The organism is Deltaproteobacteria bacterium RIFCSPHIGHO2_02_FULL_44_16 (assembly GCA_001798185.1).
Classification (GTDB): Bacteria; UBA10199; UBA10199; order 2-02-FULL-44-16; family 2-02-FULL-44-16; genus 2-02-FULL-44-16.
Map to the genome: position 1 here is coordinate 18,610 of MGRM01000003.1, position 21,722 is coordinate 40,331.

General features: G+C 44.2%; 18 protein-coding genes. 9 read left to right on the plus strand and 9 right to left on the minus strand.

Features of this window, described 5'->3' with window-relative positions; genetic code table 11:
- Nucleotides 1-353: 353 nt before the first annotated feature.
- The 3 genes from A3C46_01535 (at nt 354) to A3C46_01545 (ending at nt 4,493) form a co-directional block, all read left to right on the plus strand.
- Nucleotides 354-893 (plus strand): hypothetical protein, encoded by a 540-nt coding sequence (locus tag A3C46_01535; protein OGQ23603.1) that lies wholly within the window; start codon nt 354-356, stop codon nt 891-893.
- Between the two features lie 115 nt (nt 894-1,008).
- The gene (locus A3C46_01540; protein ID OGQ23604.1) at nt 1,009-3,000 is read left to right on the plus strand and encodes a hypothetical protein; all 1,992 of its coding nucleotides are present in this window, start codon (nt 1,009-1,011) and stop codon (nt 2,998-3,000) included.
- Nucleotides 3,001-3,017: 17 nt separating this feature from the next.
- A complete protein-coding gene (locus tag A3C46_01545) occupies nt 3,018-4,493 on the plus strand; it encodes a hypothetical protein (protein ID OGQ23605.1) in 1,476 nt (491 codons plus the stop codon).
- A 308-nt stretch (nt 4,494-4,801) separates the two neighbouring features.
- Here the strand turns inward: A3C46_01545 and A3C46_01550 are convergent, their stop codons facing one another.
- The 4 genes from A3C46_01550 to A3C46_01565 form a co-directional block, all read right to left on the minus strand.
- Nucleotides 4,802-8,017 carry a carbamoyl phosphate synthase large subunit gene (locus tag A3C46_01550; protein ID OGQ23606.1) on the minus strand — a complete coding sequence of 1,072 codons (3,216 nt, stop codon included), beginning with the start codon at nt 8,015-8,017 and terminating at the stop codon, nt 4,802-4,804.
- Between the two features lie 167 nt (nt 8,018-8,184).
- Nucleotides 8,185-9,267 carry a carbamoyl phosphate synthase small subunit gene (locus A3C46_01555; GenBank protein ID OGQ23607.1) on the minus strand — a complete coding sequence of 361 codons (1,083 nt, stop codon included), beginning with the start codon at nt 9,265-9,267 and terminating at the stop codon, nt 8,185-8,187.
- A gap of 24 nt (nt 9,268-9,291) precedes the next feature.
- Complete coding sequence (locus A3C46_01560) at nt 9,292-10,770, minus strand: hypothetical protein (GenBank protein ID OGQ23608.1); 1,479 nt, start codon at nt 10,768-10,770, stop codon at nt 9,292-9,294.
- Nucleotides 10,771-10,779: 9 nt separating this feature from the next.
- Nucleotides 10,780-11,028 (minus strand): hypothetical protein, encoded by a 249-nt coding sequence (locus A3C46_01565; protein ID OGQ23637.1) that lies wholly within the window; start codon nt 11,026-11,028, stop codon nt 10,780-10,782.
- Between the two features lie 248 nt (nt 11,029-11,276).
- Between A3C46_01565 and A3C46_01570 the strand changes: the two genes are divergently transcribed.
- The 6 genes from A3C46_01570 to A3C46_01595 all read left to right on the plus strand — a co-directional run bounded on the left by A3C46_01570 (nt 11,277) and on the right by A3C46_01595 (nt 15,284).
- Nucleotides 11,277-12,032: a hypothetical protein gene (locus A3C46_01570; GenBank protein ID OGQ23609.1), complete on the plus strand. Its 756-nt coding sequence runs from the start codon at nt 11,277-11,279 to the stop codon at nt 12,030-12,032.
- An 18-nt stretch (nt 12,033-12,050) separates the two neighbouring features.
- The gene (locus tag A3C46_01575) at nt 12,051-12,800 is read left to right on the plus strand and encodes a hypothetical protein (protein ID OGQ23610.1); all 750 of its coding nucleotides are present in this window, start codon (nt 12,051-12,053) and stop codon (nt 12,798-12,800) included.
- Between the two features lie 89 nt (nt 12,801-12,889).
- Nucleotides 12,890-13,411 (plus strand): protease, encoded by a 522-nt coding sequence (locus A3C46_01580; GenBank protein ID OGQ23611.1) that lies wholly within the window; start codon nt 12,890-12,892, stop codon nt 13,409-13,411.
- Entirely contained in the window at nt 13,408-14,433 is a 1,026-nt protein-coding gene (locus tag A3C46_01585; GenBank protein ID OGQ23612.1) for a threonine aldolase, read from the plus strand. Before A3C46_01580 ends, A3C46_01585 begins: the two co-directional genes overlap by 4 nt.
- Nucleotides 14,434-14,859, plus strand: coding sequence for a hypothetical protein (locus tag A3C46_01590; protein ID OGQ23613.1), 426 nt, complete (start codon nt 14,434-14,436; stop codon nt 14,857-14,859).
- 137 nt (nt 14,860-14,996) lie between these two features.
- Entirely contained in the window at nt 14,997-15,284 is a 288-nt protein-coding gene (locus tag A3C46_01595) for a hypothetical protein (GenBank protein OGQ23614.1), read from the plus strand.
- A gap of 48 nt (nt 15,285-15,332) precedes the next feature.
- On the opposite strand, the gene A3C46_01600 is transcribed toward A3C46_01595, so the two are convergent.
- The 5 genes from A3C46_01600 to A3C46_01620 all read right to left on the minus strand — a co-directional run bounded on the left by A3C46_01600 (nt 15,333) and on the right by A3C46_01620 (nt 21,650).
- Nucleotides 15,333-15,899 carry an elongation factor P gene (locus tag A3C46_01600; protein ID OGQ23615.1) on the minus strand — a complete coding sequence of 189 codons (567 nt, stop codon included), beginning with the start codon at nt 15,897-15,899 and terminating at the stop codon, nt 15,333-15,335.
- Between the two features lie 144 nt (nt 15,900-16,043).
- Complete coding sequence (locus A3C46_01605; GenBank protein OGQ23616.1) at nt 16,044-18,617, minus strand: alanine--tRNA ligase; 2,574 nt, start codon at nt 18,615-18,617, stop codon at nt 16,044-16,046.
- Between the two features lie 146 nt (nt 18,618-18,763).
- Complete coding sequence (locus A3C46_01610; GenBank protein ID OGQ23617.1) at nt 18,764-19,831, minus strand: recombinase RecA; 1,068 nt, start codon at nt 19,829-19,831, stop codon at nt 18,764-18,766.
- Nucleotides 19,828-20,430, minus strand: coding sequence for a 2'-5' RNA ligase (locus A3C46_01615; protein OGQ23618.1), 603 nt, complete (start codon nt 20,428-20,430; stop codon nt 19,828-19,830). The genes A3C46_01610 and A3C46_01615 overlap by 4 nt, the downstream gene beginning before the upstream one ends.
- Nucleotides 20,427-21,650, minus strand: coding sequence for a hypothetical protein (locus A3C46_01620; GenBank protein ID OGQ23638.1), 1,224 nt, complete (start codon nt 21,648-21,650; stop codon nt 20,427-20,429). The genes A3C46_01615 and A3C46_01620 overlap by 4 nt, the downstream gene beginning before the upstream one ends.
- Nucleotides 21,651-21,722 lie beyond the last annotated feature (72 nt).

Here is a 21,722-nt window from a genome sequence, read left to right on the forward strand (position 1 = left end):
ATATGTGGTAGAGACGCTGAAAGATCAAGAAGGCACAAAATGGCTCATCCGTCAGCGTGTGAAAGCTTAGGTCGATAAGACGAAGTTGAGGGAATAATTTTTGATGAAAAACGATTTTTTTAAAAAAAAATGAAGAAATTATTTCTTTCTAAACCATTTGAAAACTAAAGGAAATCTAACAAACTTCTCTGAAGGACTTAAATTAAAGCAACAATTCCTATTTTCAATCGATAATACGTATTGAACGGGGGAAAGTTTTTGTTTTCAAAGAGATACACTTTGATGTCATCGCGAGCGAAGCGTGGCGATCTCCCGAGTAAACAGAGGAGATTGCCACGCCCTTCGGGCTCGCAATGACAACGAGTGTCACCCAGGGTTACGCAGGAGGTCTAATGGCTAATCAAAATAATGGAGCAATTTCACCCGCCAAATGTGTCCAACAACGAGGAACACCTTATCCCAACCTTGCCGGTGAAAATATAGAAGACGAAAAGATAAAAATGACTCAAGCTATTTACGAAACTGCAAAAGTTGTCAGGGATTGTTATTTGGACTCAGCAGATCAGGATCAAGCCTTCGCTAATTATGGAGAGAAAGCCATTCGTCATTTTCAAAACACTAAACTATGGGCCCAACTAACAGCCGCTGAACAATTTTCAATTATTGATGAGATAGACTCTCGATTTGATGCAACGGATATTAACTGTCCTCCACAAGATACAATGTGTAATGTTAGTGTCGCCATACGAGATGGACTTGCTGATGCCGCGTTTCTAGTTGGAACCGCTGTCGTACTAATAGTAGCAGTTCTTGCAATTCATGATGATGTTTTTTCACTTACAATGGCTTTCAATAAAAACGCAATTGATCCCGAAACACCGAGGCTCGATTGAAATTTTTGTCTTTGGATAGATTAAGAATACGTAGCAATTTAAGCATTTTAATCTCCCTTTACACCTTTTTTCGCACTTGATAGCAATCTCTCCTATTCACAACCAAGGAGAGAACATGAAAAAAATTTATCTTTTAATTACTCTTTTTCTTGTCGGATATGTTCAACATTCTTTCGCGGCAATAACATCAACATTCAATCAAGTAAGTCGCACTGACTTCAATCGCATTTCAGCGGAGCTTTCGCTTCCACTTTTTTGGAGTGAGGATCGCGATCACAACAATGCCATCTCTCCTGATGAAGTTGCTGTTCTTTGGGGAATCACCTCAACAACGCAAAATATGTGGATTGTAGGGACAAACAAATTCTCACCCGAGTTCCTCAATGCCTATCAGCGAATTGTCGATGTGCATCAACATGGACATGCATTTACGGCTCTTCCACGAAAAGAGGTCAAACGTCGAAATACAGTCTTAAAAGAGCTAGCGCAAAGCAGACCGACACTTGTAGCAACGAATTTGACGAATACGACATCGGAAGATCAAGCCATCGTAAAACACATTCTCGAAGCAGCCAAAACCATCGAAAAACTTTATGCCATGCAACAAGGTGTGGATGGACTCGCACATCAAATTCCGGAAGATGATACGATGAGCCATACGCTCTTTTATCGAAATCAAACTCCGTGGTGTGTAGCATCGCAAACAGAATCTGATAAAAACTGTAATGCTCTTCCCACAAAACCCAAAAAGATTTCTGGGCTCTATCCAAAAGAGATTCAAAAGAAAAAAACATTCTGTGAAACACTCGAGAAAAATCCTGACAACGCTAAACTTCTACATCAATTCGCTGTCGTCAAGAATGGTGGAGGTTCTCTCACCTCTATCCCCTATCATCAAGCCTATGCTCGTGAAATGCAGGACGTAAGTATATCTCTGCAAAAGGCAGCTCAGGCCATTACCAGTAAAACAGAGCAACCGTTCAAGCATTATCTTCTCGCAGCTTCCCAAGCGTTTCTTGACGATAGCTGGGAGCAAGCAGACGAAGCGTGGGCAAAAATGAATGCTGAAAATTCGAAGTGGTATCTCCGCATTGCTCCCGATGAGGTCTACTTTGAGCCGTGCAGTCGTAAAGCCGGATTTCATGTCAGTTTTGCGCGCATCAACCAAGCATCGCTGCAGTGGCAACGGAAACTCGATCCTCTGAAACAAGAGATGGAACAGGAATTCGCAGAACGTGCCGGCGAGCCTTACACAGTACGAAAGGTCTCTTTTCATCTTCCTGACTTCATTGATATCGTTGTGAATGCCGGAGATGCCAGAAGCCCTCAAGGAGCAACAGTTGGCCAGAGTCTGCCCAACTGGGGTCCTGTCGCAAATGAAGGGCGAGGACGTACTGTTGTCATGTCCAATCTTTACACTGATGCGGACAGCATAAAAAGTAAACGCGATCGGGCAGAATCGCTTTTCTGCGCAGCATCTATGGAAAGTTTTCGTGATGATGAAACGTTATCGCTCATGAAAACAATTCTGCATGAAGCTTCTCACAATCTTGGTCCTTCCCATGAATATCGCGCGTATGGAAAAACAGACGACGAAGCCTTTGGAGGACCACTTGCGAGCATGCTTGAAGAACTGAAAGCCGAAACGGGTGGACTCTATTTCGTCGATTGGCTCCGAAAGAGAAATATCATCTCGGAAAAAGAGGCACATCAATCCTATAATGATAGTGTCCAATGGATGTTTAGACAGCTTTCGCGCGAAATGTATACCTCGAGCGGAAAACCGCGTCCTTATACGCAGCTCGCCGCAATCCAATTTGGACATTTGCTTAAAAACAACGCTCTCACCTGGAACTCTGAAACGCTGGCAGCAAACGGGAAAGATAAAGGCTGTCTTGAATTACATCTGGACCAATTCCCAGAGGCTGTTCATACGCTCATGGAAACGGTTGCGGGAATCAAAGGTCGTGGAGATAAAGATGGCGCCAAAGCTTTGCAAACAGCATTTGTCGACAACCAAGGTTCGACCAAAAAGATTTATGCTGTCATCAAGGAACGAAATCAGCGAACACCGAAAACAAGCTTTGTGTATGCGGTGAAGTATTAGGGAAATATTTTATCATAATGATTACCTCTTTTTTTAAAACAGGACGAAATGATTCTTGCCCTTGCGGCAGTGGAAAAAAATTCAAGAAGTGTTGCCTCTCAAAACAGGAAAACATTTATCGACAGGCACTTCCGCCACTCCGAAAGCTTTCAAAGAATCTCGATATTCCACTTCTCAAACGTGGTCAGCATCTCTATGGTCCAGATTTTCTTCAAAGCGCATGGCTTGATTTTTGGATGGAGGATGATCCCCCTGAGTTTGATTTTTCAGAAATTGCCCAGTGGTTTATGCCTTGGGTCTTTTATCACTGGATTCCTTCACCTGAAACTCTTGAAGAAGTCGGTCCTTCTCAAGAGCTGAACGGGCCGATTGCCGCTGATTATTTGGAAAAAGAAGGAAAGCGTCTTGATGCAGCCTCCCGCGAATTGATCATCACAACGCTTGCGCAGCCTTTTAGCCTTTGGGAGGTTCAGCGAGTTGAACCTGGGGTCGGAGTGGAAGTAAAAGATTTGCTCCTTCCCGACCGTACATTTTTTGTGCGCGAAGTTCGCGGGTCCGAAGGTCAATGTCGTTGGAACACCATGTTTGCAAAAGTAGTGACCTATCAGGATGAATCGATCTTTGAAGGATCACTGATTCCCGTTTTTCCGCCTATAGAGACTGAGAAGATCGTGAAACTCATGAAAAGGATTCTCAAAGAAATCACAGGAAAAAAGTCACAATGGAATACAGAAGATCTTTGTGACGCGTCGTGGATCATGATGCGAGCATATCTCGTGTATGCAGAAGAGAAATGGAATACTTTTGAAATGCCAAAAATGCGAAACACAGACGGAGAAGATTTTGTTCTCTGCAAACTTTTTTATCGATTTGATCCCCGCCAGAAAGAAAAGCTTCAAACAGCAATTTTAAATCTTCAGGGAATTTTTGATCCTGAGGACGAGGTTGACGAGGAAGGAAAGGAATGTATCACTTTTACCTGGATTCGGAAGGGTAACAAGGTCCACAAACATTGGGAAAATACAATTCTTGGAACAGTATCGCTTTATCTCAAGACCTTGCTGCTTGAAACAAACTCTCGTGAACGAGTAAAGCGACTACGAATGCTTCTTGAAAAAGAGTGCGGCGAATTGATTGAGTTTCAATATGATTCTTATCTTGAAGCAGACTCAGAGGTTATGAAAGCAAAGTTGCAAAGGATGTCGCTCACATCAGAAAATTCAAAAATACAAGGCGGCAACGATATCCCTCCAAAAATCAAACAACAGATCATTCGTAAGCATCTCGAAAAACACTATGAACAGTGGCCTGATACACCTTTGCCTGCGCTTCAGGGAAAAACACCGCGGGAGGCTGTGAACAGTCGATCAGGGAAAAAAGAAGTCGAATCGATTGTCAAGATGATGGAAAACAGAAGCGGAGATGAAGAGAATGACTTGTTTTATGATTTTAACAAGCTCAGAAGAACACTCGGTTTGCAAGAGGTTGAGTAAAGTTTGAAACGAAAATAAAAACCCCACCGATCACGCTCATCTTGCCGAAGCTTTTGCGTAGGCTGATTACGAGTGAGAAGTGGGGCACTGCGCTCTTCGCTACGCCATAGTCCAGCAGAGCAGGACGAAGGCGAGCAGGCTGATCGATCTGGACTCCCTTCAGAAATAAAATTGTCATTGCGAGGAACGCCGTGACGAAGCAATCTCCCGAGCATCATGAAGAAAATGTATGTCGTTGAAGCATCTTACGTGATCACTGGAGATTCTTCGCTTCGCTCAGAATGACAAACATTCAAACATACAGACCTCTACTGATATTCCTGCCACGATTTGATGGTGAGATCAGAAAGTTCTTTGCGGGAGATGGCCTCGACAAAGCGCTTGGCGAGCTGAAGATTGGTAATAAGAGGAATACCGAAATCTGCAGCAGCGCGACGGACGTGATAGCCATTGGAAAGTTCTTCACGGTGAAAACTTTTGGGAATATTGACGACAAGATCGACTTTTCCCTGCGCAACCACATCGATCGCCTGAGGTTGTTTTTTTTCAGATGGCCAATAAACTGCTTCCACCGTGAGTCCATGCTCCCGATAAAATGCCGCTGTTCCCGATGTCGCAAAGAGGTGAATCCCTCGCTCTTGTAACTCCTTCACCGCAGGTATGAAATCTGTTTTCTGCTCAAGAGAACCGGTTGAAAGTAAAATTCCTTTGATCGGAAGTCGATACCCCACCGAGAGAAGTGATTTCAGAAACGCTTCTTCAAAATCATCTCCGAGACACCCGACTTCTCCGGTTGATGCCATCTCGACTGAGAGTATCGGATCAGCGCCAGAGAGACGCGTAAAGGAAAAGTGTGGCGCTTTCACACCAACATATTCCAGATTAAACGGCTTGAGACGAAATGAAGGGAGTGGCTTCTCCATCATAATATGAACTGCAAGATCGATGAGATTGGTACCACAGACTTTGGAGACAAACGGAAAACTTCTCGAAGCGCGAAGATTACATTCGATCACACTCACTTCATTTTCTTTTGCAAGAAACTGAATATTAAAGGGACCATTGATCTCTAATGCTTCCGCGATGCGAGAGGCAATGCTTTTAATTTTTCGAGCCGTTTCGAGATACATGCGCTGTGGCGGAACCACCATGGTCGCATCGCCAGAGTGAACACCAGCATTTTCCACATGCTCAGAGATCACATACGCAATGAGTTTTCCTTTTGCTGCCACCGCATCGATTTCAAGTTCTTTCGCTCCAAGGATAAATTGACTGACCACCACCGGATGTTCGGGTGAAACATCAGCTGCTTTTTCGAGAAACGTCACAAGCTCTGTATCGCTTGTGGCCACAGCCATCGCAGCACCCGAAAGAACATACGAAGGACGAACTAAAATCGGATATCCTAATTCCTGTGCAAACTTCTTGGCTCCTTCAAGAGAAGTGACTTCGTTCCAAGCAGGTTGGACAATATCAAGTTCATCCAACAGCGCGGAAAATTTGTGTCGATTTTCAGCGCGATCAATCGAAGCTGCGCTTGTTCCAAGAATATTCACTCCCGCTTTCGACAATTTAAGGGCAAGATTATTCGCCACCTGTCCTCCGGTGGCAACAATAATACCCAAAGGCTTTTCCCGTTCATAAAGATCGAGAACAGTTTCAAACGTGAGTTCATCAAAATAGAGGCGATCGCAAACATCGTAATCAGTAGAAACTGTTTCAGGATTACAGTTCACCATGATCGTTTCAAATCCGAGCTTACGAAGTGACTGCACCGCATTGACACTGCACCAATCAAATTCAACAGAACTTCCGATACGGTAGGCGCCAGAGCCGAGCACCATCACACTTTGACGGGATGGAAAAGAAACATCATCTTCGACACCATTATAGGTCGTATAGAGATAATTGGTTTTTGCAGGATATTCTGCGGCAAGAGTATCGATCTGCTTTACCGACGAATGAATTTTTTCTTTTTGACGAAAGAGACGAATGTCTCCTTCTGATTGCTTTGTTATGCGTGCAATCTGTCGATCTGAAAATCCGTATTGCTTTGCCTCGCGTAATAATTCCTTTGTCATTCCCGCGAAGGCGGGAATCTCATGAGATCCCTGCTTTCGCAGGGATGACAATCTTTTTTCAATTACAGCAATATTCGCAAGTTTACTTAAAAACCAAGGATCGATATGAGAGAGTTCATACAAGCGATCAATGCTCATCCCTTCTTGAAGCCCCTGATAGAGCGCAAAAATTCGTTCATCTGTCGGTGTTTTGATGCTCTCCGTAAGCGAGGCTGAACTGTTCTTAAATCCGACAAGACCATCCACTCCAATTTCACACATTCGAAGTCCCTTCTGAAGAGCTTCTTCGAATTTGCGGCCGATCGCCATCACTTCGCCGACCGATTTCATTCCAGAACCAATTTGCTTTGAAACAAAACGAAATTTTTTCAAATCCCATCGTGGAATTTTGACCACGACATAATCCAGCGCAGGTTCAAAACATGCCGTCGTCGTTCCGGTTACAGAATTTTTCACTTCAAGAAGTGATTTTCCAAGCGCGAGCTTCGCTGCCACAAAAGCGAGCGGATACCCTGTTGCCTTTGAAGCAAGTGCTGAACTGCGTGAGAGCCGTGCATTGACTTCAATCACGCGATAACGGTCTGATTTTGGATCAAGAGCATATTGAATATTACATTCGCCCACAATTCCCAAATGACGAACTGTCTTGATCGCCACTTCGCGAAGGTGATGATATTCACGATTGGTTAATGTCTGCGACGGCGCAACGACAATGCTTTCACCGGTATGAATTCCCAGCGGATCAAAGTTTTCCATATTGCACACCGCAATACAGTTATCAAAACGATCACGCACAATTTCGTACTCAACTTCTTTCCAACCCTGCAAATATTCTTCGATGAGAACTTGATCGGCATGCACAAGTCCTGCTGTCACTCGATCGCGCAACTCTTTTTCATCTGCACAGCGACCAGATCCAAGCCCGCCAAGTGCATACGCAATGCGGACCATAATCGGATACCCAATTTCATCAGCAGCATGAAGCGCTTCTTTCAAATTTCCGACAGCTTGACTCCGCGGAACCGCAACATCAATTTGCGCTAAACGCTTCACAAAACGCTCTCGATCTTCAGTATCTTCAATGGTTGCAACAGGAGTTCCTAAAACCTCAACATGAAAGGTATCGAGAACGCCAGACTGTTTTAATTTCACGCCGCAATTGAGAGCTGTCTGCCCACCAAAGGAGAGAAGAATTCCATCAGGACGTTCTTTCTTGATCACTTCCGTCACAAAATGCGGAGTCACGGGAAGAAAATAAACTTTATCCGCAAATCCTTCAGAGGTCTGAATTGTCGCAATGTTGGGATTCACGAGAACGGTTGCAATGCCTTCTTCTTTAAGCGCTTTGATCGCCTGACTTCCCGAATAATCGAACTCCCCTGCCTCACCGATTTTCAGAGCACCTGAACCCAGAACTAAAATCTTTTGATATTTTTTATTCATCGCATTTTCTCATCCAAAACTATTTCACATTTTCTCTCGGGGTACAGACGCTGCGGTTATGCTCCTCGCGTCTTCTGTTTCCTTCGGCGCGATCTTTTACATCGCATCGACGCGCCTCAGTCAAATGCCCCCTGCGAGAAAATCTTCAATAGTTTTGGATCAATACTTCATCTCAACATCGTCACAAATTCATCAAATAAAAATCCAGTGTCGACAGGGCCGGGCATGGCTTCAGGATGAAACTGAACGCTGATAAAGGGTTTTGTTTTGTGTCGAAGACCTTCATTGGTCCCATCATTTGCATTTTCAAACCAAGATTCCCAATCAGATGGAAGCGTCGTTGTATCGACCGCATATCCATGATTCTGCGAGGTAATATAACATCGTTGTGTGCCGACCATACGACAGGGTTGATTTTGTGAACGATGTCCGAACTTCATTTTGTACGTCGAAGCTCCAGCGGCACGCGCTAAAATTTGATTTCCGAGACAAATGCCAAAGATCGGCATCTCTTCTTGGAGAACCTTTTGAGCACTTAAAATAGTTTCGTGAAGCAGTGCAGGATCTCCGGGTCCGTTGGAATAGAGAACACCTTTCACATCGAGTTGCATGACATCAAAGTTCCACGGAACCGTGATGACCGTTAATCCACGTGCCAAAAGACTTTTCAGAATCGTATTTTTAGAACCACAGTCAACCAGAGCGACTCGCTTTGGTCCACCTTCGTAGGTCACTGGTTCTTTGATACTCACGTCAGCAACAAAATTAATATTATCGTTCTGTAGGGGCGTGTAGTACACGCTCGCATCAAATATGATCCGCCCACGCAGACTCCCCTTCGTCCGTAACTTTTTTGTGAGCATGCGTGTATCAATACCGGAAATGGCCGGAACTTTTTGTTCTGTAAGCCAATCAGAAAGATTCGAAACAGCTTCCCAATGGTGATGAAATTCTGAATATTCAGAAACAATGAGCCCTGAAATGTGAGCACGGTCGGATTCGAAATTACTTTTGAGAATGTCCGTCAGAGATGCGGGAACTCCATAATTCCCAATGAGAGGATACGTCAGCGTAAGAATCTGACCTTTATACGAGGGATCGGTAAAAGATTCGGGATACCCCACCATGCCAGTATTGAAAACAACTTCCCCTTCAACATCGACAAGGGCGCCAAAAGAAACGCCGGAAAAAACGCTTCCATCCTCAAGTACGAGCGAGATGGATTGACGTTGTTCCGGCGTTTTCTTCACTCTTCTCCTAGAGCTTTGTGGCTCCTATTTCTTCGAAAGACGAAATGCAATATAAATACTTTGCCGATCGCGCTTTAAGAAGAGTCTTACAAGATTTCCTTCTTTGAGTTCTTTCAACGCCTTTTGGTACGTATCGAGATTCACAATTTTGGCATCATTCATTTCGAGAAGAAGATCTCCCACACGAATACCATGACTCTCCGCAACAGAGCCAGGTTCGACCGCTTGAATCACCACACCCTGAAAGTTCGGAGGAAGTCCAAGTTCTTGCGCATCACTGGGGGAAAGAGATCGAACAACCACACCTAAAAGATCAGCCTTGCCATGAGGAGCTGCTCCTGTTTGGGAAAGATCGGGTTCACGTTTGCCTACGGTGAGCGAAAATTTCTTGAGCGTTCCATTTCGAAGCGCTTCGACTTCAACTGCTTTCCCCGGATCTGTACTCCCTGCAGCCAGAATTAAATCATATTGTTCTTCAATTTTTTGGCCATCAAATTTCAGCACCACATCTCCTCGCTGAATACCAGCTTTTGCTGCAGGGGAACCGTCAAACACTTCGGCAATAAGAGCGCCTTCAGCTCTTTCCATCCCAAAAGATTTTGCGAGATCCTCAGTCACTTCTTGTACCGCAACTCCCAACCACCCTTTACTGACTTCACCTTTGTTGACGAGTTGCTCTGAAAGTTTTTTTGCAATATTTGCGGAAATGGCAAAACCCAAGCCCTGACCAGCAGCATTAATAAGGGTGTTCACTCCAATGACCTCACCTTTCATATTGAAAAGCGGTCCACCGCTATTTCCAGGATTAATGGCAGCATCTGTTTGAATAAATTTTGCGAATGGCCCTCCACGAATCACGCGACCTGTGGCACTCACCACACCGACCGTTACGGTCTGTTCATAACCAAATGGATTTCCCACCGCCATGACCCAATCGCCAGGTCGAACCGCATCTGAATTCCCAAGAGCAACAACAGGCAAATCAGCTTTAGCTGTAATTTTGATCACCGCAATATCACTCTGTTCATCAGCTCCCAATACTTTCGCCGGGAATGAACGGCCGTCAGAAAGTTTCACATCGATTTCATCTGCTCCTGAAACCACATGGCTATTGGTCAAAATGGTCCCATCTTTATGAATGATAAAACCGGAACCCAAACTATCGCGTTGTTGTTCTTGAGGCATCCCCTCAAAAAATCGTTCAAAAAAATCTTCAAATGGCTCTTGCGGTTGCCCAAACGGAGCAAATCGCCGCTGTTGCCGACCCCGAATCACCTGTTTTGTCGCAATATTCACGACTGCGGGTTTCACTTTTTCCGCCAAATCGGCAAAAGAAGCTGGCTGCGCTTCAAGCCATGCAGCAGGCTGAATTTGCGCCGGTGGAACGACATTCCCTTGAGCTTTTTCAGGCCCCGAAAAAGAAATCATAAAAAGAATCGTGGTAACTGCCGTGAGACTCGACGTTATAAAGAGTCCCCATAGAGAATATATTTTTTTCTTCATCTCTTCTCCTTATTCTTTTGCGTCTACAAACATCATTCGCAGATCATAAAGAACACTGGTCAATAAGCGCTCTTCCTGTTGGCTCAGATTGCCTTTTGTTTTTTCCTGCAAAATACCGAGGATATCGATAGTCTGTCCCGCTAAGGGGAGATTTTTTTCGATCTCCTCTGTTGCGGGGCTTGGAATAGCGCCCAAATGAACTTGAGCTGAGGTCGCAAGTGAAAGCACGAAAGTGGCAAAATCAAGTGAACGAGGCATTTCCGGAGCTTGTTCTTCTCGGGAAGTCCTCGCGGGAGAATCAGAAGACCGAGCTTCGCCAGATTCTGTAAACCGTCTTTTATCCGTCACTTTAAACGCCCCTTTTTTCTCTTCTTTTTCCATAAAGAAACCTCCGCTTTCGTCATTGATGGTGTCTTGATGAAATACTACGAGAAAAATGGTTGTCAATCCCTTGAAAGGAAAGTCATTGCTTGCACTTTTAAAAGAGCTTTTCTATTGAAGCATTGATGATCAAACGATTTTTCCTCGGTTCACTTTTTTTTCTCTTCAGCCTTATGATGGTTTCTTGCGCTAAAGATTCAACCACCATGGAAAAATCGCCTGATGAAGAACTCAAGCGTTGCATCCACATCGTCGACAAAAAAAAGGATGAAGAAGGTATTGAATGCCTTGAACTTCTCAAAGCGCGCTTCCCTCGATCAACTGCGGGTATGGAAGCAGAGCTCAAAATTGGAGACATCTATTTTCAAAAAAAGGATTATCTCTTAGCTGCTGAAACGTATGTCGGTTTTTTAAAACTCTATTCTTTTAGCCCACGCGTCGATTACGCCTACTACCGCGCGGGAACGAGTTACTATCTGGCAAGTCCCAAATCGATCGATCGCGATCAAGAATATATCGATGATGCTATTGAGCACCTCAAAATCGTGATCAATCGTTATCCGCAAAGCGCCTATCGCGGGCTTGCCACTCGCTTTTTAAAAGAGGCTGAACGTCGAGTTGTCCGACGCAATTATTATGTGGGTCGATTTTATTATCGTACGGGAGAATATATCGCAGCTATTCCACGCTTCGAAGAAGCTGCGACAAAAACACTTGATGAAAATATAGCAACGAAATCTCTTTATCTCGCCATTGTCTCCCATTTGAAGTTGAAAAATATTGAGGCAGCAAAAGAGATTTATGGAAAATTGTCTGCTGAACATCCAAAAAGTAAGTGGACCGCAAAAGCGCAAAAACGTTTATTAAGATCCGTAAAGTAAAATTCCTAGGGAGGAAGCATGGATACCGTGAAAGAACTCATTCATCTCGGCAAACAACTCTTTGATCAAAAACAATATGATCGTGCAGAGCACTATTTACTCCAGGCGCTCAAAACAGCGCCAAAATATGCTGATGTCCATAACCTCCTCGGCGTTATTTACCATATCCATGGTCGTTTTCAGGAAGCGATCACATCGTTTCAAGAAGCGTTGAAAATTAATCCGCAATACACCGAAGCGCTTTTGAATCTTGCGGTGCTGTATAATGACCTCGGCCAATATCGTGACGCAAAAAATCTCTATAGCGCTCTGAAAAAACGCCAGCCAGGAAAGGATGCTCGCATTGAACCTGTGCTTCGAGGAAAACTTTCAAATCTTCATGCAGAAATTGGAGACATTTATCGTTCCATTGGGCTTCAGCTTCTTGCGATTCAAGAATATCGAAAAGCGCTCGATCTGAATCCTGCGTATCATGACATTCGCACCAAACTTGGTCAGGCCCTTCGCGAAAACAATAAATATGATGAGTCCAAAAAAGAATTTCAAACGGTTCTAAAAGCAAAGCAACAATACAACCCTGCCCGCATCCAACTGGGAGTCACCCTTTTCGCTCTCGGAAAGATGAACGAAGCAAAGAAAACCTGGACCCAAGCTCTTTCGCATAATCCGCAAGATGAATACGCAAAAATGTATCTGAGATTGGCAAATGCAGGTAACAAAAAACAAAGTGACAAGAAATCAATGAAAGTTAAGAAAAAAAAGAAATGACGAATGTCATTCTGAGCGTAGCGAAGAATCTCATGTGATTACTGGAGATCCTTCGTTTCACTCAGGATGACAAAAAATGAGGAGAACGTATGACACTCCACAAAAAGATCGCACTTCTTCTGGAAAATTATTTTGAAGATGTCGAAGTCCTTTATCCCTATTATCGTCTCCAAGAAGAGGGACACGAAGTTCTTCTTATCGGACCAAAGTCCAAAACAGAATATAAAGGAAAGTACGGTTACCCTCTCATCTCCCATAAAGGGATTGATGAGGTTGCAAACAAAGATTTTGATGGCGTCATGATCCCTGGCGGATATGCACCTGATCACATTCGCCGCACTCCCGCAATGATCGATTTTGTTCGAAGTATGAATGATGCGGGGAAAATGATTGCCGGAATTTGTCATGCAGGATGGGTGATGATCTCTGCTGAATGCGTGAAAGGGAAAAAAGTGACCAGTTTTTCAGCGATCAAGGATGACATGGTCAACGCAGGTGGTCTGTGGATCGATCAAGAAGTCGTTCGCGACACCAACATTATTACTTCTCGTAAACCTGCTGACCTTCCCGCTTTTTGTCGAACGATCATCAGTGCCTTGAAAGAACAATGATCAATCTCTACAGCGATACACAGACAAAACCGACACGGGCAATGCTCGAAACCATGATGGATGCTGGTCTCGGTGATGAGCAGCTTCATGAAGATCCGACAGTACTGCAATTGGAGAAAATGGTCGCGGAAATATTAGGAAAGAGCGCAGCTCTCTTTCTTCCGTCAGGAACTATGTGCAATCAAATTGCCATTCGCGTTCATTGTCATCCGGGGGAAGAAATTATTTTAGAGAGAACATATCATCCTCTTATTGCTGAATGTGGTGGAGCTGCGGCCATTGCAGGAGCCATGGTTTATCCTCTCGATGGAGTCCGAGGAATCTACACTGTTGATCAACTTAAAAATGCGATACGTCCGAACTTTGCACGCTCACCACGATCAAAACTCGTGTGGATTGAACAGACAACAAATATGGGGGGTGGAGCCATTTGGCCAATTGAAAAAATGCGCAGCATTTGTGCGATAGCGAAGGAACATAAACTCGCAACGCATCTCGATGGCGCACGACTTTTCAATGCTTCTGTCGCAACCGGAATGTCAGCAAAAGAATATGCAACTCCCTTCGATTCTGTTTGGATCGACTTCACCAAAGGACTCGGAACTGCTATCGGAGCATGTCTCGCAGGATCAAAGGAGTTCATCGAAAAAGCGTGGTATTACAAACTCCAAATGGGAGGAGCGCTTCGTCAGGCAGGAGTCGTTGCCGCCCCCTGTATTTACGCCTTAAACCACAACATCAAAAGACTTTCAGAAGATCATGAAAATGCGAAACTTTTGGCCTTCGGCCTTTCTCAGATTTCAACTCTTCACATCAATGTCGACGAGGTTGAAACCAACCTCGTATTTTTTGATGTTTCGAAGATGAACCTTACGGCTTCACAGTTTGTTGAAAAACTTGCGAAACACAATGTGCGTATGTGCGTCGCCGGCCCTACTCGTGTTCGCGCTGTCACACATTTGGATGTAAATAAAAAACAGATTGAACAAACGATTGTAATAATTCAAAAACTTTTCATCTAAATGAGCCAATATAATTTTGAAATCATTGAAAACTCATCGCCTGCTTTCATCAAAGCGATTGAAGAAGGACTTGGTCAATCAACCCCTTCCAATATTACACCCCGACATTATCGACCGCTTCTCCTTGTTTTACGGAATCGTGAGAAAAAAATTATCGCTGGTTTTGAAGGAAGTACGTATTGGGGTTGGCTAAATATACGTCTGCTTTGGGTTTCAAAAGACTTACGGGGAAAAGGAATCGGAGAACAATTAATAAAGAAAGCAGAAGAAATCGCAAAAGAACGCAAATGTTTTTCAGCGGTTGTTGATACTTTCAGTTTTCAAGCAAGAGGTTTCTACGAAAAACTTGGATATAAGATTTTCGGAAAACTCGACGATTTTCCTCCAGGAGAAACCCGATATTATTTGTCGAAACAACTCACATAAATATTCATTTCGAGTCGGCGACTATCGCGTCATCTACTTTATTCGTCAGAGGTAACTTATACACATCTACAATCCTGAATTTTTTCATAAAATAGTCATTGCGAGGAATGCAGTGACGAAGCAATCTCCCCCTTACTATGGATAAAACCTATTATATCTACATCATGACAAATGAGCATAATACAGTTCTTTACACGGGTATCACGAACAATATTGTACGCCGAGTCGAAGAACATAAAACAAATGATGGCGGAACATTTACTTCACGGTATCAAATCACAAAACTGGTATATTACGAATCGACTGAAGATCCCGATATTGCTATCGCACGTGAAAAACAAATCAAAGGTGGTTCGAGAAAAAAGAAGATTCAATTGATCGAAAAGATAAATCCGAACTGGAAAGATCTCAGCAAAGAGTTTTGAGTGGAGATTGCTTCGCTTACGCTCGCAATGACTCCCACACAAATAAAATTACTTCGACACGCGTTCTTGATATTCACCGGTTTCGGTGTTGATACGCAAAACATCGCCGGTCTCGACAAATGCAGGGACCATCACCGCAAGACCAGTTTCTACGATCGCGCGCTTATAAGATGAACTTGCAGTCTGCCTTTTGAGGGCTGGCTCGGCTTCGGTGACTTTGAGTTCAACGGTTTGTGGGAGGTCAACGCCAACCGGTTGACCATCATAGAAGGTTACTTTCACTTTGGTGTTGGGAAGAATATATTGAATCGCGTCTCCAAACGTATCGCGATTTATTTCAACTTGCTCAAATGATGCGGTATTCATGCAATGAAACCTTTCCCCATCATCATAGAGATATTCCATTTCATGTTCTTCAAGAAATGCTTTTTCAACATCTTCGGTAGAACGAAAGCGATGTTCGAATTGCGTTCCATTTTTTAAGTTTCTCAGTTTTGCCTGAACCATGGCACGAAGATTTCCAGGAGTGTGATGATGCGCACTCATCACACGACAAAGATTTCCTTCATGAAGAATGATCACGCCGGGACGCAATTTTGATGCTTGAACCATAATTCTCTCCTTTATACTTAATGCATTTCAAAACTGATCAGATTCGGGTGACGCCGGAGCGTGTTCCGGGAGGTCTCCGTCTTTAGCGGAGGGCCGGAATACCGCAGGCGGCAGGACCCGTAACCAACTAAAACGTTTTGAAATACATTAAGAGAAGGCGTTCCTTACATATTCAAGGGATCGCGTCAATGCTTCCGGAAGTTTTGCCGTATCAGGTCCGCCACCTTGGGCCATCTCCGGACGACCACCACCTTTGCCACCAACAAGAGGAGCGATTTCACGAATAATGTCACCGGCCTTTACCCGATCAGTAAGATCTTTCGACACGACAACAAGTAACGATACTTTCTCTTCGACAATCGTGCCCAAAACGACAACACCTGAAACAAGTTTATCTCGTTGCTGCTCGGCAAGAAGTCGAAGCGATTCAATATCTGGAAGATTCACTTCCTGAACTAAAATTTTAATTCCGCCCAGCTCAACCGCATTCATTGCGAGATCAGCATATTGTTGAAGAGCCCCTTGTTGTTTCTGCTTTGCTTGATCCTTTTGCGCCTCTTTCTGTTTCAATCGAGCCGCTTCTTCCTGATGGAGCTGCGCTCTTTTCTCTTGCCACGTCTTCACGGCCTCTCCAGTTACAAGTTCCATGCGTCTGACGCCGGCTGCCACACTTGATTCTGTCATGATTTGCGCTTCTCCAATCTCACCTGTTGAAACAACATGAGTTCCACCACAAAGCTCTCGTGAAAAATTATCGACTTCCACGAGTCTCACGACACTCCCGTATTTCTCCCCGAAAAAAGCAATTGCTCCTCGTTTGATCGCTTCATCATAGGAGAGAACATGGGTGGTCACTGGAATATTTTTTTTGATTGCTTCATTGATCATGGTTTCAATCTTTTTCATCTCTTCATCTGTCAGTTTTTGAAAATGAGAAAAATCGAAACGGAGATGATGATCATCCACAAGTGAACCTGCCTGTTTCACATGCTCACCTAAAACCGTTCGAAGCGCTTTATGGAGAAGATGTGTGGCAGTATGATTTTTTCGAATCGCTGCTCTGCGTTTCTGATCAATCTTCAGATGAAGAGAAGTTCCGTAGTGCAACTTCCCCTTGAGAATTTTTGCTTTATGAACATGAAAATTCGGAAATGGTTTGATCGTATCAAGAATCTGACATTCGATATTTTTACTTGTGACGAGCCCTGTATCCCCCACTTGTCCACCACCCTCTCCATAAAAAGGAGTCGCAGCAGTGACAAAGGAAACCTCTGCTCCTTCTGAAGCTTCATCAACCTCTTTTCCATCGACAACAAGCGCTACAACAGAAGATGTCACTTCATCTTTTTCATAACCGACAAAATCGGTGTTCCCAACACGAGCAGAGATCGTCTTCCAGACATCCGCAATGCGCTCTTCACCAGAACCTTTCCAACTTTTGCGAGCTCGCGTACGCTGTTCTTCCATACAGACATCAAATGTTTTGTGATCAATCTGAACACCTTCTTCAGCAGCAATAAGCTCTGTTAAATCTTTTGGAAAACCGTACGTGTCGTAAAGTTTAAAAATTACTTCACCGGGGATCACCTTCTTCCCCGATTTTTTGAGTGTTTCAATCGTTTCAGTAATCAACCCCAGGCCTCGTTCAAGTGTTTCGTAAAACCGTTCTTCTTCTGCTCCGATGACCATTCCGATAAACGGATAGTGCTTTCGAAGTTCGGGGTATGCTTTCCCCATTTCCTGGACAACAACTGTATGCATCCGCGAAAGAAAGGGTTCGTTCATCCCAAGGCGTTTTCCGTAACGAATTGCCCGCCGCATGATACGGCGTAGAACATAACCACGCCCTTCATTCGAGGGCGTAACACCGTCAGCAATAAGGAAGGTCATAGCACGGAGGTGATCGGCGATGACTCGGAGGGCGATCCGAATATCATCCGATTCGTTCTCACGGTGTCCGCTAAGCTCTTCTCCTCTGGCGATCAGTGGCTGAAAAAGATCGGTCTCCCAATTTGATTTTTTCCCCTGCACAACACATGCAAGTCGTTCAAGCCCCATTCCAGTATCAATTGATGGTGCGGCCAAACGCGTCAGTTCGCCTTCTTGCGAACGATTAAACTGCATGAAGACGAGATTCCAAATTTCCATGAAGCGATCAGAGGCAATGTCTTCTTTGGTAACTAGTCCCTTTCCAAAATCCCAATGGATCTCAGAACAGGGGCCACAGGGACCGGTCTCTCCCATGGCCCAAAAATTATCTTTTTCATCGAATCGAAAAATATGATCGCTCGGAACAAACTTTTTCCAAAGTTTTTCAGCTTCATCATCGTCTCGAAAAACCGTGACATAAAGTTTTTTGGAATCAAGAGCTAAAGTTTTCGTCAAATACTCCCAGGAAAGGGCGATAGCCCCTTCCTTAAAGTAATCGCCAAAGCTGAAATTGCCGAGCATTTCAAAAAAAGTGTGATGGCGGGGTGTAAATCCGACATTTTCCAGATCATTATGTTTTCCGGAAACACGCATGCATTTTTGGGAAGAACAGGCACGATGATAAGGACGTTTTTCTTCGCCAAGAAAAACTTCTTTGAACTGAACCATGCCGGCATTGGTAAAGAAAAGGGTCGGATCGTTTGCTGGCACCAATGAAGAACTCGGTACTCGCGTATGACCATTCTTTTCAAAAAATTTTAAGAAACTTTCGCGAAGATCAGATGATTTCATAAGATTCAGGAATCATTTCAAAACTATCGATGGTTACGGGTCCTGCCGCCTGCGGTGTCCCGGCCCTCCGCTAAACGCGGAGACCTCCCGGAACACGCTCCGGCGTCACCCGAATCATGGAGTTTTGAAATAGACTCCTTCCACAATTATTTTTTTGGTTTTATTGGAGTTTCATTCTCTTCATTGGATGTGGTTACTCTTTCACCAACTCCATTTTTTTCAGAGAGGGCTTTTGCAATTTTTTCTAAGGTCTTTGGATTCTCTTTCAAAAAGAGTTTTGCATTCTCACGTCCTTGGCCAATTCTTTCGCCATTATACGTATACCACGCCCCACTCTTTTCAATAAGACCGCTGTCCGTTGCAAGATCGAGGACATCACCGGTGCGAGAGATCCCTTCTCCATAAATGATATCGAATTCAGCCTGGCGAAAAGGAGGAGCCACTTTATTTTTGACAATCTTTACACGCGTGCGACTTCCGATCACGGTCTCACCTTCTTTAATCGGAGCGATACGGCGAATATCGAGACGAACCGATGCATAAAATTTGAGAGCATTTCCACCTGTTGTTGTTTCCGGATTTCCAAACATGACACCGATCTTCATGCGAATTTGATTGATAAAAAGAACCATGGTTCCTGACTTCGAAATCGTTGCCGTGAGTTTGCGAAGCGCTTGACTCATCAGTCTCGCTTGTGATCCCATTTGTGCATCCCCCATCTCCCCTTCAAGTTCTGCACGAGGGACAAGCGCTGCGACAGAGTCGACAACCACAAGTCCCACAGCACCAGAGCGAACGAGCGTGTCAGCAATTTCAAGCGCCTGCTCACCACTATCGGGCTGACTAATCAAAAGGTCTTCTGTTTTGACACCGAGCTTGCGCGCATAATCGACATCAAGCGCATGTTCCGCATCGATAAAGGCAACAATGAGTCCATGACCCTGTGCTTCAGCCGCAACTTGCAACGCAAGCGTTGTTTTCCCAGATGACTCTGGTCCGTACACTTCAATGACGCGCCCCCGAGGGAGTCCTCCAACACCAAGCGCCATATCGAGTGAAAGCGAACCGGTCGAAATAGTTTCGATCCCTTTAAAAAGCGGTTCATCTTTTCCAAGTCGCATGATCGAACCTTTTCCAAATTGTTTTTCGATCGTCGACACTGCAAGTTGAAGCGCTTTGTCACGATTTTGGATTTGGGTACTATCGGTATTCATGAGGACTCCTTTGTGGGACTCAATGACGCTTGAAAGGGGAATTCCTTCAGAGACGTATATTGAGGACCGTTCTTTGTTAACACACTTTTATAGAGAGTCAAGCGATCGACCGTCAATGTTCCAAACTCATGTCCAACTTGTTTCTCCAAAAAACTGGTTAAGGTTTTCGCGTTTTTCAGGGGGGCTCCATTCACTCTTCCGAGCGTTAAATGGAGACGAAAAGTTCGTTCATCTTTTGGAACACCCAAGGGAAGAAGTATTTCCTCGAAATGGTAATGAAGATTCGCCGCGCGTTCCGTATCACCCGAGAGTCCTGCCCAAATGACTTTTGGATATCGCCAATTGGGGAAAACACTCAAGCCCACAACTTGCAAATGAATGTGCTCCATTCCACGAAGATTTCGCTCAATCACAGAACTTATTTGATCCAGAAGAAATCCTTCTTCAACATCGCCAAAAAATTTGATGGTTCCATGAATAAGTTTGGGGTCAACCCATTTGATACCGGGAGCTTTTTCTGCCATCAGTTGAATGAGGGTATTCAACTTGAGTTGAATGTCCGCGGGAATCGAAAACGCAAGAAAGAATCGAATTTTCATAGAAGCGCTCTTCGTAGCTTATCAAGGGCAGTCCATGCAACTATCTCTTTGAACTCGAGTCGATCGCGTCCATAGGAAAGAGATTGAACCTCCACTCCAGAAGGTGACGCAAGGGCGATATAACACATCCCCACAGGTTTTTCCTTGGTTCCACCGGTCGGCCCCGCAATGCCGGTTGTCCCAAGCCCAAACGTTGTTCCGAGCTTTTGTTGGATCCCTTTCGCCATTTCCGATGCCACTTCAGCAGAGACAGCGCCATACGCTTGCAGCGTTTCTGCTTTTACTCCAAGGAGATTCATCTTTATCTGATCGCTATAAGCAATAACTCCTCCTTGAAATACTGTGGAGGCACCGGGAATATTGGTCAACATATTGGCAATCCATCCACCGGTACACGATTCCGCAATTGAAAGTGTCGCATGCGCATTTTGCAACAATGCCAAAACAACAGCGGAAAGAGGCGCAGCTTCTTCTCCATAAATAATATTTCCTAATTTCTTTCGAATGTTTTCAGCAACTCGATTCACCTTGTCATGAAGTTTTTTTTCATCTCTTCCACGCGCCACGATTTTAAGAAGTGTTTCCGGAAAAATATAACGATAACTCAAGCGCGTTTCTTCAAGATCAACTTCTTGAAGTTGATGATCAATATCTGCTTCAGGCAATCCAAAGCAGCGGAGCGTTCGCTGAACAATTTTCATTTCAGTTTTCGATGCAAGCCAAGGGAGAACAGAAACATCGAAGATGTGCTTCATCTCTAACGGAACACCTGGAAGAAAAAAGAAATCAATTTTTTTATAGTGAACGTGAATACCAGGAGCAGTTCCTATTTTATTCGGAAGGGCTATCGCTCCTTCGGGGAAATATGCTTGTTTTTTATTGGAAGGCGACATCGGAATATGAAGTTTTGTAAAAAAGTTTTCGATTTCTTTGAAAACAGATTCAGAAAAAACTAATTTTTTCCCAAAGGCCTTGCATGCTGCTTCAATCGTCATGTCATCTGCTGTCGGTCCAAGACCACCAGTGACAATCACGCAATCAGCTCGATCAGCCGCCTCCTTGAGCATCGCTTCAATCGCATCGTGATCATCAGCACATGCGGCATGCCAAACAATAACGTGACCTAACGCGTGACATTTTTCCGAAATCCAAGAGTTATTCTGATCTGTAATAACTCCCTGCATGATTTCATCACCAGTTGTGAGAACGGCTATTTTCATTTGTAACTCTCTGTATGTTAGAAGCAGCAGACCAAAAGGTGCCTGACGACTTTCTGGAACGTTTGTGGTTTC

Bases quoted from the DNA above. Each gene is read 5' to 3' on its own strand.
- A3C46_01535 (OGQ23603.1), top strand. From the start codon at position 354: ATGACAACGAGTGTCACCCAGGGTTACGCAGGAGGTCTAATGGCTAAT.
- A3C46_01540 (OGQ23604.1), top strand. From the start codon at position 1,009: ATGAAAAAAATTTATCTTTTAATTACTCTTTTTCTTGTCGGATATGTT.
- A3C46_01545 (OGQ23605.1), top strand. From the start codon at position 3,018: ATGATTACCTCTTTTTTTAAAACAGGACGAAATGATTCTTGCCCTTGC.
- A3C46_01550 (OGQ23606.1), bottom strand. From the start codon at position 8,017: ATGAATAAAAAATATCAAAAGATTTTAGTTCTGGGTTCAGGTGCTCTG.
- A3C46_01560 (OGQ23608.1), bottom strand. From the start codon at position 10,770: ATGAAGAAAAAAATATATTCTCTATGGGGACTCTTTATAACGTCGAGT.
- A3C46_01565 (OGQ23637.1), bottom strand. From the start codon at position 11,028: ATGCCTCGTTCACTTGATTTTGCCACTTTCGTGCTTTCACTTGCGACC.
- A3C46_01570 (OGQ23609.1), top strand. From the start codon at position 11,277: ATGATCAAACGATTTTTCCTCGGTTCACTTTTTTTTCTCTTCAGCCTT.
- A3C46_01575 (OGQ23610.1), top strand. From the start codon at position 12,051: ATGGATACCGTGAAAGAACTCATTCATCTCGGCAAACAACTCTTTGAT.
- A3C46_01580 (OGQ23611.1), top strand. From the start codon at position 12,890: ATGACACTCCACAAAAAGATCGCACTTCTTCTGGAAAATTATTTTGAA.
- A3C46_01585 (OGQ23612.1), top strand. From the start codon at position 13,408: ATGATCAATCTCTACAGCGATACACAGACAAAACCGACACGGGCAATG.
- A3C46_01590 (OGQ23613.1), top strand. From the start codon at position 14,434: ATGAGCCAATATAATTTTGAAATCATTGAAAACTCATCGCCTGCTTTC.
- A3C46_01595 (OGQ23614.1), top strand. From the start codon at position 14,997: ATGGATAAAACCTATTATATCTACATCATGACAAATGAGCATAATACA.
- A3C46_01605 (OGQ23616.1), bottom strand. From the start codon at position 18,617: ATGAAATCATCTGATCTTCGCGAAAGTTTCTTAAAATTTTTTGAAAAG.
- A3C46_01610 (OGQ23617.1), bottom strand. From the start codon at position 19,831: ATGAATACCGATAGTACCCAAATCCAAAATCGTGACAAAGCGCTTCAA.
- A3C46_01615 (OGQ23618.1), bottom strand. From the start codon at position 20,430: ATGAAAATTCGATTCTTTCTTGCGTTTTCGATTCCCGCGGACATTCAA.
- A3C46_01620 (OGQ23638.1), bottom strand. From the start codon at position 21,650: ATGAAAATAGCCGTTCTCACAACTGGTGATGAAATCATGCAGGGAGTT.